Source organism: Leptospiraceae bacterium, from assembly GCA_024233835.1.
GTDB lineage: Bacteria > Spirochaetota > Leptospiria > Leptospirales > Leptospiraceae > JACKPC01.
The window spans coordinates 1-17,665 of the sequence record JACKPC010000008.1 but is presented as its reverse complement, the minus strand read 5'-3'; the positions used below and the strand labels follow the sequence as shown (position 1 = coordinate 17,665).

Genomic DNA, 17,665 nt, shown 5'->3' with positions numbered 1-17,665 from the left:
AAACAATTTCACTTCCTTGTCCTTAATCTGCCATTTTCTACGAAGATATATTTACTGTTAATTACCTTTTTTTGCATTAATTCGTTACCTATATATCCTGCTACATCAGCATATAGATCTAATGTAGCTTTTGCATTATTGTTGCTATCTGGAAGTTTCCTACCGAATAAATCCTCACCGTAAAGCTTATCACTGATTAATCTTTCATTCATCGTCTTATTGATAAAATTGCTCTCACTCGATAAAGGTTTTAACACTAATCCATATTTATCTGCTTTGAAATATGCAGTGCCTTCGTCATTCGATATATATGCCTTTTTTCCTAATTTTTCCTCTTCATCTCTCCTTTTATTCATATACTCTATTCCTTTTGAATATCCATATTTTTCTCTAAATAACTTTAGCTGTGCAATATGTCCTAATTCATGAGCAATACTCATTAACCCACTTTTTCCTGTTAAACCTGATGCTTTTATATTGAACTGGTCAATACCTCCGGGTAAATTGTTTGACTCATTGAAAAGCTCAGCACCATTATTTGCATATATGATATTCTCACTATTTAACAAATCTACAAAAGCTATAGAACTTTTTCCATAAAATTTATTTCTAATTATTTCATATAACGTATTGTTATTATTCTTTATCCTTATTTCATCCAAGTCAACCAATCCTTCAAATTGTTTTTGAAGAACATTTTTAATAAAAGGTGTTAATGGAACTTCATCTCTTCCTTCTTCTTTCCATCTTTCAAACATAGTTAGGCTGTGTCCTAACTCTTTTGCTTCAAGCTGATCTTTTAAATCTTTTAGTTTATCCTTTTCTTCTTTACTTAAGTTTTCTTTTGATTGTAAATCACTTATTTGCTTATTTTTATTAAGATAGTCATTTTCTGCTTCCGTTAAAGGCATTTGATACTTTAATTTTGCATCAATTTCCGCTTTTATTCCTTTAAAATCACCCTTTGCCGTGATGTCTTCCTCTATTAAATTGTTATCCGTTTTAAAACCTTTACCACTAAATAGGTTATTAACTCGTTCTCCAATTCCTTCAAAAAAAGTTGTTTCTGGGTTATATGACAAATTCTCTTTATCATAATTATGCACCAGCACCGCGTTTTCTGTCACGAAGTAGGTGTGGTTATCTTCCACCTCGAAGTTGTAAACCAGCTCATCTCTGTATTCCTGCTCCACAGACAGTATCTCCATAGAGTTACCATCCGCATACTTCGACGCGCTTCGCTTGCTCAGTAACCGGATGTAAGCTATCCCGTTATAGCCTCTTTCCACACTGCCTTTGACTGATGATTTAAACCACCAGTCACGAGGAAAGGGTGGTTCCATGTGGTTTCGACTATCTTTCCATTAGCATAGGTGAGCTTAAAGATGGTCTTCACCTCGTTACGGAAAAGCTGTGTCACGGGCTTGTATTCTATTTCCCCGGTTTTTTCGTTATAGGACAGCACTAAATCCCCAATTTGCCCGGTCCTGAAGGACCGGTCTGCGTTTTTCACATTTTCCATTCTTCATTATCGATTGTCAATTACGAACCACCCTGCACGCAGTTTCCCTTCGGGTTTTGTAGCACTACTGCGAGGATAAATATGGCTCCAAAAAGGAGAAAGAAGATAAGGATTAGCTTATGGAATCGTTTTTTCATGTTTTATATTTTCCCCGAGCCTGATGGTTTTTCACACTGCCTCTGACCGATGGTTCAAACCACCGGTCAGGAGAACAGTCCATTACCTAAAAATAATCTCCCCATTCCCAGAAGAAAAATATCTTACGGAGGATGTGACGATTTTGGATTTCTTTTTCTTTTAAATCTTTTCGGAATAACTCTTTCATATTGAGTGTCATACGAACCCGTTCTCCATTGACCAATCGCCCAACAACAATTGTATCAATGTTTTGAAATGCAGTAAAAAGAAATAGAGCTAAGGTGTCTATAAGGGGCACGTGTTCCGCATACTGTTTTCTAGTCATATCATCTTCAAGTCTATTTTGTATATAAGGATTACATTCATCAATCCAGTATATCCAGTCACCGGCTTGAAGTAAAAATCTATGAGATTCCGGAACCTGGTTTATTATCCAATAATAGGGTTCTTTCTGTGAATTATAGTTTAAGCCATTAGATCCTCCCATCCCCCATTTATAAAATGCATCGTGGTAGTGTGCATGTTTATTTATCTTCATTTTAATAAAACACTGCTCTATTTTAAAACACATATTATAAGCAGGATTAGAATAATTACATTTCTTCTCATCTGATAATATATATGTGTAAGATAAAAGATATATAAAAAAACTCATTAATAACTTAATCTGCATGTTTTACTTCCTTTACTTTTTAAATATTCACAAACGGTTGGAAACGGTAGCTTCATTTGCAATTCTTCTTTCTTTGCTGGTCTATAAGTATCAACTTTTATGCCATTAATAATTTTTGTTTCTTTTACATACAATTCATCTTTTGTATTTTCCACTTTCACTTCCTCAAGGGTGAGCGAGTTTCCAAATGTTTGTTTTTCCTTATCTACTACTCTAAAAAAAGTGTTTTGCTGTTGATTTGCTTTACTTGCACCCATGGCATTTAGTATTGCATGTGCTGTTTCATGATAAAGTAGTGTGTCTAAACTATAATTCCCAGTAGTTGGTTCACCTTTTTTATGAAAGATACCATTGCTGTCTGTTGTATCCTCTGTATAGTAAAGATTCATTGTATCATTTACACTTTGTGGGTCTAATTTTATTAATGTGCTTGTACCAGATCCATCTATCGCAGCTTTCTCGTCATACGGTCTGGCTGTTGTTTCTGATGGTCTGCTCATTGCTTTTCCTCTATCAATATAAAGACTTGAATGAGTTCCGTAACTTAGAGATATAGTCTTTTTCGAAGAAACCTCTTTAAGCTTTAATAACATTTTATTTCCTGGATCATTCTTGTCGTATCCTTCTTGTGTTTCAATCTTCATTTCTCCTGTATTTGAATCAATCGATACTTTAACTTTTCCATCTTTTGAAAACGCAGAGTAAGCGTCCTGAATTTTTTTATACTCTTCTTCTGAACGATTTTCAATAAATACTCCAGTTTTATCATCTTGCGGTAAGGGAAAGAAACTTTTCCCTATATAATCATCAAGTTTTTTTATTGTTTCCGCATATTTTATTTTTCCAATAAGACTAGTTTCAAGCAGATGTTCTTGATTACTTTCCTTAAGCATGTTTTTTAAGGTTTTTTCATAATCTTCATGTGGTAAATTTCCACGTTGAAGACCTTGCAAATAATCTATTGCTTCCACTAAAGAGTCCCGACTCAAGCCCTTCTCATAATTATGCACCAGCACCGCGTTTTCTGTCACAAAGTAGGTGTGGTTGTCTTCCACCTCGAAGTTATATACCAACTCATCTCTGTATTCCTGTTCCACAGACAGTATCTCCATAGAACTGCCGTCCGCGTACTTCGACGCGCTTCGCTTGCTCAGTAACCGGATGTAAGCTATCCCGTTATAGCCTCTTTTCACACTGCCTTTGACCGATGGTTTAAACCACCGGTCAGGAGAACAGTCCATTACCTAAAAATAATCACCCCATTCCCAGAAGAAGAATATCTTACGGAGAATATTACGGTTTTGGATTTCTTCCTCTCTATCTTTCACTTTTTTTTCTTCCAATACCTTTTCAGTTTGAATGATAATACGAGTTCCATTTCGCTCAATTTCAACTTCCCTGATATGTTTTACTATATATTCAAGAGGTGCGGAAAACAAATAGTATTGTTTTGGATAATAATGTTTATCAATTATCTTTCCGCATCCAACCACTCCACCCGGATCATTTTTGGGCCTACACTCATCAATACGATAAATTTTATCTCCATCTTTTAAAAAAGAGTGTCTTTTAAATCCTTTAACTTCAAAATATTCTCCAACTCCATCATTTGGATATATAATTCTTACTCCTGAACGTACTCCATAAATACCAAAATCATGCCTGTCCAGTTTGTGGTATTTCTCATTATTATAAAATACTATATAACAAGCTTTAACAAGCCTGCATCTATTGGATTCAGCAAAAATTGAAATGCTATGAATGATAGAAAAGAGAATTGTCACTATTAGATATCTAATCAACATTTTTATACTTTCTCCTTTTTATAGAAAGTCCATCTTCCCTTCGAAGTTTATTGATATTTGTTTCAATATCTTTACCCTTAATCTGTATATAAGTTTCTTTTCCGTTCTTAGTTACCTTTTGATATGCAGGAATTCCCACCAGTAATAATTCTTCAAGGTCATTTACTTTTTCAATTTTTCCATCTGAAGTCAGATTGTATACGGGTAATGCTTTTTTATCATCACCTATTTGATTATTTTGATATTGGGATTGTTTTCCGGAATTTATAATATTCGCATGAACTACCTCATGTGCTACAGCATATTTTCTTTCCGGGTTTTTCTCTATTACTTCACCTTTACGATGAATAACGTTTCCATCTTTATCTTTAACATTTTGAATATACTCATACTCAAATTTTTCTGTATTTAGTTGATTATTACTGACAGAAATTCTAACTTCTCCATTATCTTTTATTGGTACAGCTTGTGTTTTACCCATTTCATCATATACAAAAGTTGTTAAACCTGACTTTTGTTTCTCCTGAGTTCTTATCATATCAATCAATATTTTATTTCCTGTATCTGTAGTCTTATATAATTCATCTAAGTTTACGCCATCTTTAATAATTGCTTTAACTTCTCCTGTTTCTCTATCAACTTTGAATTGAATTTTCTTATCTTTAGATAACGAATTTATATCTTTCTCATATTGTGTAATTTTTTCAGGATCCTTATTAAGCATAAACATACCTTTCGCAGCTTCAATATTTTTTGAATTGATGTAATTTTCATTGAGTATATCCATTATTTTACTTTCATCTGATTTCCAGAACTTCAAGCTTTCAATCAGAGGCATATTTATATCATCAATTGAACTGTTCATAATTTTTTCGGCACTATCTATATTATCACTTGTATCTTTACATACTTTTATTGAATAAATACCTAAAGCACAAGAGATATACCTTCCTAAAGAGCCTTTACTCAGTTCTTTATATTTTCTGATATCAGTTAGAGCAGTTTCTAATTTATTCAATGTAATTTTATCCTTCTCATAATTATGTACCCAAACCCTATTTTCCCCGACAAAATAGCTGTGAGTATTTTCCACTTCAAAGTTGTAAACCCCAACAGAGCTTACATACTTCTGCTTATTAGACTCGACTTCTATAATACCGGTTGAAGTGATTAACTTATTGCCAGCAAGAATATCTTTGGCTTCCGTCCAGCCCCTGTTTTCAATATAGAAAGGGTGATTCCAGGTTGTTTCAAAAACACTTCCATCTTCATAGCTAATTGTATAAATTACATCAGCTTGTCTTACAAAAGTATTAGTTACTCTCTTAAACTCTCTTTCACCGGTTTTTTCGTTATAGGACAGCACTAAATCCCCAATTTGTATATCTTCGATTAATATTCCGGTAATTCAAAATAAATTTTAAAAAATTTTACCCTTTTCTTTATTCTATCTTCAGAATAAGAATCGAATTCTTTATTTACCTCTGGCCATAAATCTTCTCGTGAGGTAATAGGTTGAGAACTTGCATACTCTTTTATATTAATAGTAGAATATTCTCCATCTCTTTTAATCACTACTTTTTCAATTTTATCAACTAATTCATGTGGAGGTTTAAAAATGAGAAAATATGCTTTTGGTAAATAATTATATTGGAGCAACTCTTTGCGTTGAGCATCAAAAGCTCCAGGACAATTATCAATTTTTATGATAACATCTTTATTTTTTAAAAATGTATTCTTTAATCTCTTGTTCATGGTGTCATGTACCTTAATGTGATGAGTATTTTTAAACAAAGTTATTTTAAAATCAAATTCTTTGTGATAAAGTGATTCTGGATAGAAAAAATATGAGATTATTCTTGCGAATTCTCTATCATCTGTTTTAAGGTAACAGGATAAATCTTTTCCTACTATCTTATTTTCATAATATTTCTCTACACATGGCATACAAAAAAGATCTAAAAGAATAAAAAGAGAGATAAAATATTTCATTTTTTTATTCCTCATACTCATCTAAAGCTTTTAATGCACTTTTATCATCGTGGTAAGTTAATCTAATAGGTACCCCATGTTCCTTGCGAATACTATTCTCTGTTATTTTATTATTATGCAAATACGGAATTGGCTTTTTGGTAGAAGTTCCATAAATTTCTATTTCTGAAGTGGAACTTGAAATAGTATGAAGTTCGCTTGCATTAACAGGCACAAGAGAAGGTTCCCATTTTCCATCCAACCAATGATGTTTCATTAAAACTTTTTGAAATGGATGGAGGCTTGTACCAGTATTTACTTGTTGTGCATGTATAAATTCATGCCCTAATGTTGCAATCAAAGGTATATACTCATATCTAATTTTACCATCATCATCCTTGACTGCAATAGGGTCATGAAATGCTGATCTTTCTCCATCATAATTACCTACATCTATAGTTATCTTTGCTCCAGTGCCAGTACCATTATATTTTGCTGAAATATCATCAGAATCAATTACGTTCACTTTAGAACCGTAACCTCCTTCATTTACTATGTTTAATACGTTTTTGTACTTTGGATTTATTAATACGTCATTTAATAAAGAAGCAGATAAGATTTTTGTTTCTTTCTCATTTTTCATGCGATAAACTTTTAATTTTCCTCCATCACTATCAAACCATAGGGAATCTGTCATTTTATTAATACCCTCAAAAAATATTTCTTCATTCTTTTTTGCAGTCATCCCATGAGATTCTAATGTAATATCCGATAATTCTTCTTCGTCAATTCCATAATTAATGACCCTATCTTCAACAAACTCGCCATTTAATAAAAAGTTTTTAACCTTTTGAAAAGTCCCATTAATAACTCCAGGTTTTGCGTTCCTAAAGTTATTTAAGACTTCACTAATTTCCCTTTTTTTATATTCATAGTCAACAGGTTTAGTTGGTATTGATTCTTCATAATTATGCACCCAAACCCTATTTTCCCCGACAAAATAGCTGTGAGTATTTTCCACTTCAAAGTTGTAAACCCCAACAGAGCTTACATACTTTTGCTTATTAGACTCGACTTCTATAATACCGGTTGTTTCGTTATAGGACAATAATTATTCTTTGCGCCAGTTTCCTGGTTCTCTGGCATAATCGTCTCCCATGACCTCTAATCGAAAAAATAATTCTTTGAAAGGTTGGTGATTGGGATCGGAAGGGCCATGCTTTTGAGGGTAATCTTCTACATTTATAGTAATAAACATCCGCTTTTTAAGATACACTTCTTTAATCAAACCTACCATGTCTTCAGTTCTATTAAACAGAATATATTTGCTTTTGTGATAATTTCCTTGGGATTTTATAATTGTATTTTCGATCGTGTTCCACTTTAGAGTCTTTCATAATACAATCATCGATTCTGTAAATTTTATCTCGATGTTTCTCAGTCAACTTAAACACATTAAACTCAGTATCATCAGCGATGAAATAATATTCTCCTCTCCTCACTAACCTTGCGTAAAAGTTCCAGTATATGTATAAGTAGCTATAACATTTTCTTTCCGGGTCACTTTTGTAACTGGCACTTGGAAACATATTTCTTAAGGCTTCTTCAAGCATCCCTATATCCATAAAAAGTTTTTTTGTGGAGGACTCAGGCATGTTAAGAAGAATAATGAAAATATAGTTACTCAATTTAAGTATCATTTGGGCTCATCCTTCTTATCAAGTTTCAAATAGGTCAATCTCTTATCAAATATTGTGTTCAACTTTGCGTATCATATTTTCTGTATATTCTTGATAGTAATCAATTCCTAAAAATCTTTACAAGTTAATCAAGAAGTCTTTAAGTGCTGGAGTGGGATTTTCCTTTATCATCTGCATAAATTTTAACTTCTCCTACAGTATATATTTCTTCTTTTTTTTACCAGTTTTTATTTCTGTTGAACCATCTCGGCTTATATGGATTTGTAATAAACATAGTTAGTTGGATCCTCCTTTTTCCATTATATTTATTTTTCTCACGGGAATTGTTTATAATGTGTATTAATTCGCCGAGCGATCACTATTTGTTATCGATAGGTTTCTCTTTCTACCCGTCTGAAATGAATTCCTTCAGCGACTCTTCTTTTGTAGTCCACCTTTTTTCATCATAGTATAAGTCCAGTGTTCCTTTGGATATACTTTTTCACTATTCCTGCTTGGTTATCATGTTTCTTTCTTCATCATCAATCTTGCCATCTCCATTTAATCAAGATAGTTTTCATATCTACCATATTCTCTATATTTAGTATTTCCTATATATCCTTTTTTTGCTCTTCATCTTTTTAACTGATACAATCGCAGGTTTGCTCGAATCCTTCTCCCCTTCTGGAAACATCAAATACATAGCTGCATCATTGTGTACTGGCACCCCCGGACTCACCCACACCTGGCCACGTATGGTTCTCATCCACCTCGAAGTTATAGACCAACTCATCTCTGTATTCCTGTTCACGAACAGTATCTCCATAGAGCTGCCGTCCGCGAGGGACAGAGCGGTCGCCACGTTTTAAGTCCTTGGCTTCGTCCAGCCCCTGTTTTCTATATAGAATGGGTGGTTCCATGTGGTTTCTATTGCTCCCATTTACTCAAGCGGATTTCAAAAAGCATTATCTACCTCGTGATAAAAAGCTCGGTGACTTTTATACACAATCTTTCGGAAATCTCGTCTTTTGATAAAACCACATCCCCAACCTGTATATCTTCGATTTTTAAACCGTTTATTGTGGAGATTAGAGTTCCGGCCACACAAAACAGGTGCGTTGATGATAATTAAGTATGATTTTAATGATCAATAAGATATTATTTGACTTTATTTATTTCCTTATACAAAAATATCAATAAAATATATAATATAGATAAAGGGAAAAAATACAGCTAATAGATACATAGAGAGGTAATTCCAGTTATCGTTTTTAATATTTCTATCCATTCAAAACTTTCTTTGGAGTCAATATGGCTCATGGGATGCTCTCCTATCTCTACATATATATATAAAATGCTAATTGTTAATCCTAAAAATAAGCATATACAAAATAGTATAAATATTTTTTTTTCATTTTTCTCCCAAGGTTTTTCTTTTTGCAAACTTTTCTATTAATGCACCATAATCCTGTCCATTTTTTTATTACTACCTCTAATTTTCATATCAGCACCGTATTATTATTATATAAAATACCACCTTTCTATTTGTTGGATTATGGTTCTACTTTTTTTAAAGAACTAGAATATTTGCAGTTGCATAAATATTGAATTCAGGATTTTTTAAATTTTCCTTAGTTATTTAATTTTTCCTTTATATGGAACTTCTTCTAATCACATACCAATTTTTCCCCACATTTCTAGTAACAATGAGTTACCGCTAAAATACTCATTGTAATATAATTTTTGAAACATCTTGAGAAGATTCTACATGGATAATGGGTTACTAAGTCTTTGTCAACATTATTCCACTTTAGCCGTTGTCTATTTTTTTTTCATTATACTTATTTACTAAAGACTTATCATCGTCCTGTAGCCTGAAGAAATAATAGAGTATTTTTACTGGAAAATTTGGGAACAAACCCTCTACTTCTCCTTAGCACCTTTTGCATTTTATCTACAGCTTCATCTATTAAGAAAGCTTCACCTTTTTGATTCCTTAATCCTTTCATCACGTCCAGTTGTAGAAGGAACAACAATGTTTTATCCGGCTTTTTATAATGTTCGGATTTATAAAATTTTATTTGTTCTTTATACATTACGTATTGTTAAGTTTGTACACATTTTTCTATTAATCTCACTAACTATCTTTTTCAAAGTATCATTTTTTTAATTGAATACTTTTCATCATTATGCACCAATACTCCGGACTTACCCACATAATACGTATGGTTCTCATCCACCTCAAAGTTATAGACCGTTTCCACCTGTTTTCGTTTGCTATATTCGTAATTCTTAAAAGTCTGGATTGGCTTGTATGGGAAAGCTGGCCGGATTTTAAATCCTTAGCCTGAATGAATCCCTTGCCTTCAATATAGAAAGGGTGGTTCCAGGTTGTTTCAAAAACACTTCCATCTTCATAGCTAACTGTATAAATTACATCAGCCTGTCTTACAAAAGTATTAGTTACTCTCTTAAATTCTCTTTCACCAGTTTTTTCGTTATAGGATAACACCACATCCCTAATTTGAATCTCTTCGATTTTTTTGAAACCGTTTATTTATTTGAGAGAATATCGCTTTTTTTAGGAAAAAGTGGTAATTCTGGCTGTTGCTTTTCTTAAAATTACCTTCGTAGAATGGCTTAAATTAGCTTAAAAATGCATGTTACGATCTCCATTACTTAAAAAGCAACACCCTGATTTATTAGTTTGAAGTTATGATCGTAGAAAATCCTTCCGTTGATTTTTTACCAAGAAAGAAGTTTTGCAAATGCATAATATATATAATAAAACAAAAGATATATACCCGATATTAAGAAACTTGAAATGTATAAAATAATACTATATTTACTCTCTTTTTCTATTCTTATTAAGATATAAAAAAACATTGTTGCAAGTATAGAAACTATGAAAAGTATTTTCCAGTCATTAAATATTCTAAAATAATTTTGAACTGTAAACATATCATAAATATTAATGACAACTATTATTAGACTTATTAAAAAGAAAGGAGAAAACCATATGATCGAAGATATCCGAAGAATTTTCACAACTTTATTCCTTTAAATTTGTTCTGATATATTTTGCTGCTTCATTTCTTGTTTTTATTTTTCCGCTTTTTATTTTATTCCCAAGGTCATAAGCTGTTGCTGTTAACATTAAATCTGCATAGCTATTTCCTTTATTCCACATAATTCCGTATTTTTTTTCTTGCTCCGTTACCTTTATTTTTTTGATATATTTTTCTGCGTTACTATAATCGAGATTATAGTTATCGTTACCTAAAATATTAACTGCCTTGTTGAAGTTCTTTATATCTTCTTCATTTGTTGCAGCAAACTGTCTATATAAACCTCCATTTAAACCTCTTCCTGTAATGAATCCATGAACTCCTGTTGGATCTGGAAACTTTTCATGGCCTATAGACATTCTTAATGCTATTTCTTCATCTGACATATTTGAAACTTTAGGATTTTCTTTTGTAAATTGTTTGCGAGGTGATTCAATAATAATATTTCCATTAAATGCACTCGAATTTTCGTTAACGACTTCAGGTTGTAAAGCAAGTCTTAATCCCGTTAAAAAGTGTCCTGTTTGTGTGGGCGAACCATCTTTAAAAAATTCTTTATATCCCCTATCACCTAAACGAGGAGGGCCAATTTGTAAACCTTTTGCTCTAACAGGAAGTCCCTCTACAGTTGACGCTTCTGTTGCTTCAAAAATAGCAGTAAGTCTTTCTCTTAGATTGTCATCTTTATATATTTCATTTGATTCGATTATTTTGGCTAATACTTCTGCATCATTCCCATTTCGTTTTAGCATGCCTATTAAATGTTTAAATTCTTTTGCTTTAAGAGATGTCTTTAATTGTTCTTGTATCTTTTCTTTTCTTTCTGTTGCTTCACGTAATTCCTTTAACAATGGAAAATTTCTTTCCATATCCTGAGAAATACGACCCATATATTCATTATAGTATAATGATTGATTATGCACCAATACTCCGGACTCACCCACATAATACGTATGGTTACTTTCAACCTCGAAGTTATATACCGTTTCCATCCTGCTTTCGTTTTCTATATTCGCTATTCTTAAAAATCTGGATTGGCTTGTATGGGAAAGCTGGCCGGGTTTTAAATCCTTGGCCTGAATGAATCCCTTGCCTTCAATATAGAAAGGGTGGTTCCAGGTTGTTTCAAAAACACTTCCATCTTCATAGCTAATTGTATAAATTACATCAGCCTGTCTTACAAAAGTATTAGTTACTCTCTTAAACTCTCTTTCCCCGGTTTTTTCGTTGTAAGACAGAACCATATCACCAATCTGAATATCCTCAATCTTTTTAAAACCGTTTTTTGTGGAGATTAGAGTCCCGGCCACAAAACAGGTGCGTTGGTGGTAAACGCCGTTTGCATCTACCCAACCGTCGTCATCTACATTGCTTCCCTGTAAAATTTGCCAGGCATCGTTTGCATCACCTACAAATTTAGTCCATAAACTATCATCTTTGTTTTTTGACCAGCCGGAGGCTTCGTCATCTGTAGGAGCCATTTTTCCTGCCTTAACAGCTTCCTGTATCAGCTTTTTATTCAGCGCAGAAAGCTCTTTAGGTGTTAGAGAATCAAGATCTTCTTCTTGACGAATCATTCTGTGAATAGTTTTAAGCTTGGTGGATCATAATTCCTTTTTCAAAATCACTTTCCAGAACCGGGAGAATGCTATCGACTTCCTGAAACACAAACTTCCGCCAGACTTATTAAAAGACATTCTATTGGATTCTCTCGAAATTACAAAAGATAGTTTCGTCGATGCCAATTATCAGGATGTGCATTCGGATATGCTTTTCAAAGTTCCGATAGCTGGCAAAGATAGCTACATCTATCTTCTTCTCGAACACAAAAGTTATCCCGATAGAATGACTTCATTTCAGCTATTGAAGTATATGCTCGGAATCTGGAGCCTTCATATAAGCCAGGAGAAAAAAGAGAAGTCGCTTGTTCTTCCTCTTATCCTGCCTGTGCTTTTTTTTTATATGCGGAAAAAACGAATTAGCGTATGGTGATGATTTGCTGCAGAGCTTACAGGAAATGATGCCGGGCTGGGAAAAATACCAGGTCAATTTTTCCTATATAGTTTATGATTTCTCCAGGTTTCAAGAAGAAGATATAAAAGGAGAAATAACTACGAGACTCTTTACCCTGCTCTTGAAATATATCAATCGTGAAGAGTTTGAAGAAAAGCTGGTGCAAATTATTTCTCTGCTGGCTGAATTAGCAGAAAAGAAAACCGGCATGGAATATATAGAAACTGTCCTTCTCTACACCCTATCAGGTGTAAAAAAAATTGAACTTGACAGTCTAAAATCTATGATGGAAACTAAGGAAAGCAGGAGAGTAAAGGATATGCTGGTTTCACTGTTAGATAAAATTGAGCAAAAAGGCTATAATAGAGCCTTACATCTTGTAGAAACCGAGAAAAGAAGAGCTGAACTTGCAGAAAGAAGAGCGGAAAACGAGAAAAGAAGGGCTGAGGACGAGAAAAGAAAAGCCAGACGTGCAGAGCGGAAAAAAACGCTCAGAACGGCTATTTCTATGCGAAGAAAGGCTCTTGATATGCCCCTGATTGCGAGCATCACCGAACTCGATGAAAACTTTTTAGAGAGACTTTTCCGCCGAATAGGGGTTTAATTTCCGTTCTCAACCTATCCCGGCTCTTTAGAGCCGGTCGAGAATAATACCACGCTTTCCTCCTTAAGAACTTAATGCCAGATACATGTAAATTCCCAGAAAAAGAAAGGGTAGATTCCAGCTTAAAAGGATGATGTTTCGGTTTTGCTCAAAAACATCTTTCGTGAGCCGGTAATAGTATTTGCCGGAATAGTAGATTCCCCATAGCAAATAGAATATCCATAAACCTAAGAGTATAGCCAGACGAAGTTTTGTTGGCTCATCTGTTATTGGGTAAAATGTATTGGTAAGAAATATTAGAAAAATAGATAAGATTATACCCAGTATTGCGCAACATATACTAAAAGCGGTGTTGGTTTTATATTCCTGTTTTTTTTCTCGAGAGAATTTGTAAAAAGATAACTCGCAAGTATCATGTATACCTCAGAAAGCAAAAAACATAAAGTATATAGATATATTATGAGGGATAAATGCTGAATGTGAATTTTTCGATGTTGGCTGCTTTCAAGTGTGTTTCAAGCATCTCGTTTAAGACCTGCATGTCTTTATAGTTGGTAAGTAGTGCTAATATTCGTAAGACGCCATAGTCCTAATAGGATGGTATATTGGATAGTTTTTGCTTGAAAGTCTTCTTTTTGATTTTTGTAGCTCGGCTGATCGGGAACAACATTTCTTTGTGAGCCGGTAATGATTCCGAGCTTTCTCGAATTGTTTTTAGCATTTTGTTTCGCACCTTTTCCAATTCTAATCCAGCCAATTTGACAGCCTGAAGGGCCAGTCTGAGGTCGGTCTGATGACATCCATTATCCTTTGAAAACTGCTTTTCTCTCCATTTTCCTTGAAAGATTAACTTCCCTGTCTTATCTTTCAATGTTCCCTCCCATTGACGCTTGCATCTTTCCATTCTCCGATATACTTGCTGCGTAAATATTCTTAGATTCATACTCCTTCGTAGATAGTCCCGTTTTTTATAGATTCACTTCTTTCCCCTGCCTCCCGGAGCAGGGGCTAACCTCCCCTCACCCTCCAGCTCTCCGTTTTCCACATGCACCGATGCTTGGTGTTGTCATTCCAGTGTGAATCCCTTTCCCCATTTCTTGTCCTTATGAAAAAGCGCTGTAGGTTTCCCCGCCACTTGCGGGGTAGCTGTAGGTGCCAGCCCTGCTTTTTTCCTTTGGCATTGCCATGCCTTCAAAGTAATGGTGCCCTTAGTATCGTGAAGCAGTGCCAAATCATTGCTGCTTGTGGCCCGTCTTTGAATTCACCTTCATAGCGAACCTTTGGTGAATTCTAAAATCCCCCTGCCGTTCTTACGGTCACCCTGCGCAATTTCCCTTCGGGTTTTGTAGCACTACCAGGAATATAAATATGGCTCAAGGAGAGATAAGGTTAGCTTATGGAATCGTTTTTTCATTTTGGGTATGGTTCTTCCGGTAAAGCTGCCTTATGTTTGCAAATACTTACATGATTTTTTTAATATAGATGTCTGCTGATTTTCTAAAAATTATTCTCAATTTTCTGGATCTTTTTTATTGCCTCTTTCTTTTGTGAATTAATTTCTTTTACTTCTTTTTTCATCTTCAGAGATCCCATTCAGTTTGTCAACTTTTCACGCCATTCCGTTATTTTCTTCTTTTCCTTCATTCTTACATTGCAACATCAATAAGCATTCTCTTCCATCACGCTCAATTTCTATTTTATCCATTACTTTAATTAAAGTTTGAGATAAAGGTGCTACAAAATGTAAAAGCAAACTTAGGATAGGAATGGTAATCGTCTGAATTTGGAGTATTCCGCGTAATCAATGTGTTCATATACTACTTTACATTTTCCCCATAAATATTTTATCAACACCTTTGTAAAAGGGATGTTTAAATTCATTTTTTCTACCTGGTGGTAAGGAGGACTTTCACTTACCGCAGTTGTATAGCTGAATATTACATCGGGATATCGCATGACGCCTAAAAAGCATAATACATTTTACTCTCTTTTGGTTATTACATAGCGAGTATGAGCATCAACATCCTTTTGCAACATTTTTGAAGTCCTTAGAAAAAGATGGTTTTTAAAACAATTCTGGAAAAATGTTATTAATAAAATATATTCAGTTTAATAAGTAAATCTCACCGTACTTCAATTCCTTTCTCCCTTCCTCAAGCATTCGTATTATAATTATCCCATTTTGGATCATGAGAAACAGGAACAACTTTCCCTAAACTTAAATCCTACGTCCAAAGTTTTGTTTCCTGCTATTCTTGCTTCTCCGTATTCCAGCTTTTTTGGTTTTTATCTGGATTATATGTCTCACCACCATACCATGCTATCTTTGTTTGGTAATATTCCTCCTTTCATCGTCTTTCTCTTTACCTATTTTGCATTCTTCTCTGATTAAATAGACTGGTTTCATGAGCAAAGAGATTTCAGTCAGGAGTGCATTACAGTCTTATTAGGAGAAGTATTCTATCTGCAAGTCAGGGTAAAACCGTATCTCACCTCACATCTATTTTCTGATTTTTTTTAAAGCATCGTTAATATATACCCTCAATACCTTACCATCATCATAGGTTTGGAAAGCATTATTTCGATTCTGCACTTTTCCATCATTATCTATATGAATCCTGCATCCCCACCTTGAATAACATGTTAACCAGATCTTGTTTTAGGAAATTTTTTGCCAAGTCATTAAGTATCTTATTACCAAGAGATGAGTTAGCACTACCTTCAGATAAACTTCATTTCCCCAGTCTTTTCGTCTACTTGAACTTTAACCTTTCCATCGATAGATATATCATTCGTATTTTGTAATCAAGCCAATATCTGCTTTATCTTTATTTAAAAATATGCTCTAACTTCCGTTTTCCTTTTTCATCCTTTGGGATTATGATAAGATTTATCACTTGATCAAGTTGATCTTCTAGCTTTTATATAATTCGTCACTTTTTTAGGATCATTTTTCAAATTCTTTATAAACCTCATCAATTTCAGCCGAAGTAAGTTTATTACCATTTTTTGCGTTTACTAGTATTAAATTTTTCTTCCTTGCTTCCTCTTTAGCTTTGAAATCTTTTTTATTTTTATCAACAGCTCCCATTGCATTTGCGAGAGTAGAAAAATCAATATTCTTCTCATAATTATGCACAAGCACCGCGTTTTCTGTCACGAAGTAGGTGTGGTTGTCTTCCAGCTCGAAGTTGTAAACCAACTCATCTCTGTATTCCTGCTCCACAGAAACAATCTCCATAGAACACCTCGGTTGCTGAGCGAACCGCAGGTGAGTCGAAGCACAGCTGCCGTCCGCGTACTTCGACGCGCTTCGCTTGCTCAGTAACCGGATGTAAGCTATCCCGTTATAGCCTCTTTCCACACTGCCTCTGAGCTGTGGTTCAAACCACCGGTCAGTGAAACAGTCCTTTACCTAAAAAAAATCTCCCCATTCCCAGAAGAAAAATATCTTACGGAGGATACTGCGGTTTTCCGCCTCTGTTTTAAAAATGATTTTTTTTCCATCACGTTCCACTTCAACTTCTTTGATGTGCTTTACCATTTCGTCTAAAGGTGCTGCAAAAAGATAGTGTAGCCTTGAATAATAATGGTGAGCTTTGATGTCTTTAAAACATTTAACTTGCTGATCAGGAAAGTCATATTGAAGTTTACACTTATCTATACGGTATATCTTATCTCCCGGAAGAATAAAGGAATGCTCCTCGTATAAGTGATCAATTTCTACATATTCCGGATGTTCTGGATCAAAACTCAAGTTTAATCCACCTGAGTGCATAACTCGATTTCCTATTTTGGAATGATACTCAGAATCCTTAAAAACTATATAACAATATTCTAATTCTTTGCAATAATCTACTTCTGCATGTATTTCACTTCCTAAAAACAGAACTGTTGATAGAGTTAAAATAATAAAATATTCTCTCATTTAATAGACCACCCTCTTAACCTTTTCTCCGTGTTCAGCTCGAATCATATTCACATTCGGTTCGATTTCTTTACCGGTAATTTTCGTATAAACCATTTTGCCATTAACAACAGTCCCCTGATATGCGGTAATTCCAACCGTTGATAGTTCTTCTAAATCTTTTACACGTTTATACTTTCCATCTGGCTTTAACTGATAAACGGGTAATGGATTACCAGATTTATCTTTTACATCATTCTGATAAAACGATTGCGTTCCGGATTT

Annotated in this window: 19 protein-coding genes; 2 read left to right on the top strand and 17 right to left on the bottom strand. The window is 34.1% G+C overall.

Annotated elements, in window-relative coordinates:
- Window positions 1-8 precede the first annotated feature (8 nt).
- The 13 genes from H7A25_25910 to H7A25_25850 form a co-directional block, all read right to left on the bottom strand.
- Window positions 9-1,343 (bottom strand): hypothetical protein, encoded by a 1,335-nt coding sequence (locus H7A25_25910; protein ID MCP5503361.1) that lies wholly within the window; start codon window positions 1,341-1,343, stop codon window positions 9-11.
- The gene (locus tag H7A25_25905) at window positions 1,265-1,522 is read right to left on the bottom strand and encodes a hypothetical protein (protein MCP5503360.1); all 258 of its coding nucleotides are present in this window, start codon (window positions 1,520-1,522) and stop codon (window positions 1,265-1,267) included. The genes H7A25_25910 and H7A25_25905 overlap by 79 nt, the downstream gene beginning before the upstream one ends.
- 223 nt (window positions 1,523-1,745) lie before the next feature.
- Window positions 1,746-2,333: a hypothetical protein gene (locus H7A25_25900; protein ID MCP5503359.1), complete on the bottom strand. Its 588-nt coding sequence runs from the start codon at window positions 2,331-2,333 to the stop codon at window positions 1,746-1,748.
- Window positions 2,315-3,574 (bottom strand): hypothetical protein, encoded by a 1,260-nt coding sequence (locus tag H7A25_25895; protein MCP5503358.1) that lies wholly within the window; start codon window positions 3,572-3,574, stop codon window positions 2,315-2,317. The genes H7A25_25900 and H7A25_25895 overlap by 19 nt, the downstream gene beginning before the upstream one ends.
- 3 nt (window positions 3,575-3,577) lie before the next feature.
- Window positions 3,578-4,138 (bottom strand): hypothetical protein, encoded by a 561-nt coding sequence (locus tag H7A25_25890; protein ID MCP5503357.1) that lies wholly within the window; start codon window positions 4,136-4,138, stop codon window positions 3,578-3,580.
- Complete coding sequence (locus H7A25_25885) at window positions 4,128-5,504, bottom strand: hypothetical protein (protein ID MCP5503356.1); 1,377 nt, start codon at window positions 5,502-5,504, stop codon at window positions 4,128-4,130. The genes H7A25_25890 and H7A25_25885 overlap by 11 nt, the downstream gene beginning before the upstream one ends.
- A 26-nt stretch (window positions 5,505-5,530) precedes the next feature.
- Window positions 5,531-6,130, bottom strand: coding sequence for a hypothetical protein (locus H7A25_25880; protein MCP5503355.1), 600 nt, complete (start codon window positions 6,128-6,130; stop codon window positions 5,531-5,533).
- Window positions 6,131-6,134: 4 nt separating this feature from the next.
- Window positions 6,135-7,217 (bottom strand): hypothetical protein, encoded by a 1,083-nt coding sequence (locus tag H7A25_25875; GenBank protein MCP5503354.1) that lies wholly within the window; start codon window positions 7,215-7,217, stop codon window positions 6,135-6,137.
- 3 nt (window positions 7,218-7,220) lie between these two features.
- Window positions 7,221-7,406 (bottom strand): hypothetical protein, encoded by a 186-nt coding sequence (locus tag H7A25_25870; GenBank protein ID MCP5503353.1) that lies wholly within the window; start codon window positions 7,404-7,406, stop codon window positions 7,221-7,223.
- Window positions 7,407-7,419: 13 nt separating this feature from the next.
- Window positions 7,420-7,809 carry a hypothetical protein gene (locus H7A25_25865; protein ID MCP5503352.1) on the bottom strand — a complete coding sequence of 130 codons (390 nt, stop codon included), beginning with the start codon at window positions 7,807-7,809 and terminating at the stop codon, window positions 7,420-7,422.
- Window positions 7,810-9,647: 1,838 nt separating this feature from the next.
- The gene (locus H7A25_25860; GenBank protein MCP5503351.1) at window positions 9,648-9,884 is read right to left on the bottom strand and encodes a hypothetical protein; all 237 of its coding nucleotides are present in this window, start codon (window positions 9,882-9,884) and stop codon (window positions 9,648-9,650) included.
- A 62-nt stretch (window positions 9,885-9,946) separates the two neighbouring features.
- Entirely contained in the window at window positions 9,947-10,303 is a 357-nt protein-coding gene (locus tag H7A25_25855) for a hypothetical protein (protein MCP5503350.1), read from the bottom strand.
- A 537-nt stretch (window positions 10,304-10,840) separates the two neighbouring features.
- Window positions 10,841-12,433 (bottom strand): hypothetical protein, encoded by a 1,593-nt coding sequence (locus H7A25_25850; protein MCP5503349.1) that lies wholly within the window; start codon window positions 12,431-12,433, stop codon window positions 10,841-10,843.
- 22 nt (window positions 12,434-12,455) lie between these two features.
- On the opposite strand from H7A25_25850, the gene H7A25_25845 reads away from it, so the two are divergent.
- On the top strand, window positions 12,456-12,848 hold the full coding sequence (locus tag H7A25_25845) for an Rpn family recombination-promoting nuclease/putative transposase (protein ID MCP5503348.1): 393 nt from the start codon (window positions 12,456-12,458) through the stop codon (window positions 12,846-12,848).
- Window positions 12,781-13,473, top strand: coding sequence for an Rpn family recombination-promoting nuclease/putative transposase (locus H7A25_25840; GenBank protein ID MCP5503347.1), 693 nt, complete (start codon window positions 12,781-12,783; stop codon window positions 13,471-13,473). Before H7A25_25845 ends, H7A25_25840 begins: the two co-directional genes overlap by 68 nt.
- A gap of 589 nt (window positions 13,474-14,062) precedes the next feature.
- Here H7A25_25840 and H7A25_25835 read toward each other — a convergent pair.
- The 4 genes from H7A25_25835 to H7A25_25820 all read right to left on the bottom strand — a co-directional run.
- Entirely contained in the window at window positions 14,063-14,344 is a 282-nt protein-coding gene (locus tag H7A25_25835) for a hypothetical protein (protein MCP5503346.1), read from the bottom strand.
- Between the two features lie 2,076 nt (window positions 14,345-16,420).
- A complete protein-coding gene (locus H7A25_25830; GenBank protein MCP5503345.1) occupies window positions 16,421-16,714 on the bottom strand; it encodes a hypothetical protein in 294 nt (97 codons plus the stop codon).
- 174 nt (window positions 16,715-16,888) lie between these two features.
- Window positions 16,889-17,401 carry a hypothetical protein gene (locus H7A25_25825; GenBank protein MCP5503344.1) on the bottom strand — a complete coding sequence of 171 codons (513 nt, stop codon included), beginning with the start codon at window positions 17,399-17,401 and terminating at the stop codon, window positions 16,889-16,891.
- Window positions 17,402-17,665 (bottom strand): hypothetical protein (locus H7A25_25820; GenBank protein ID MCP5503343.1); only part of this gene is annotated, 264 nt, incomplete at its 5' end.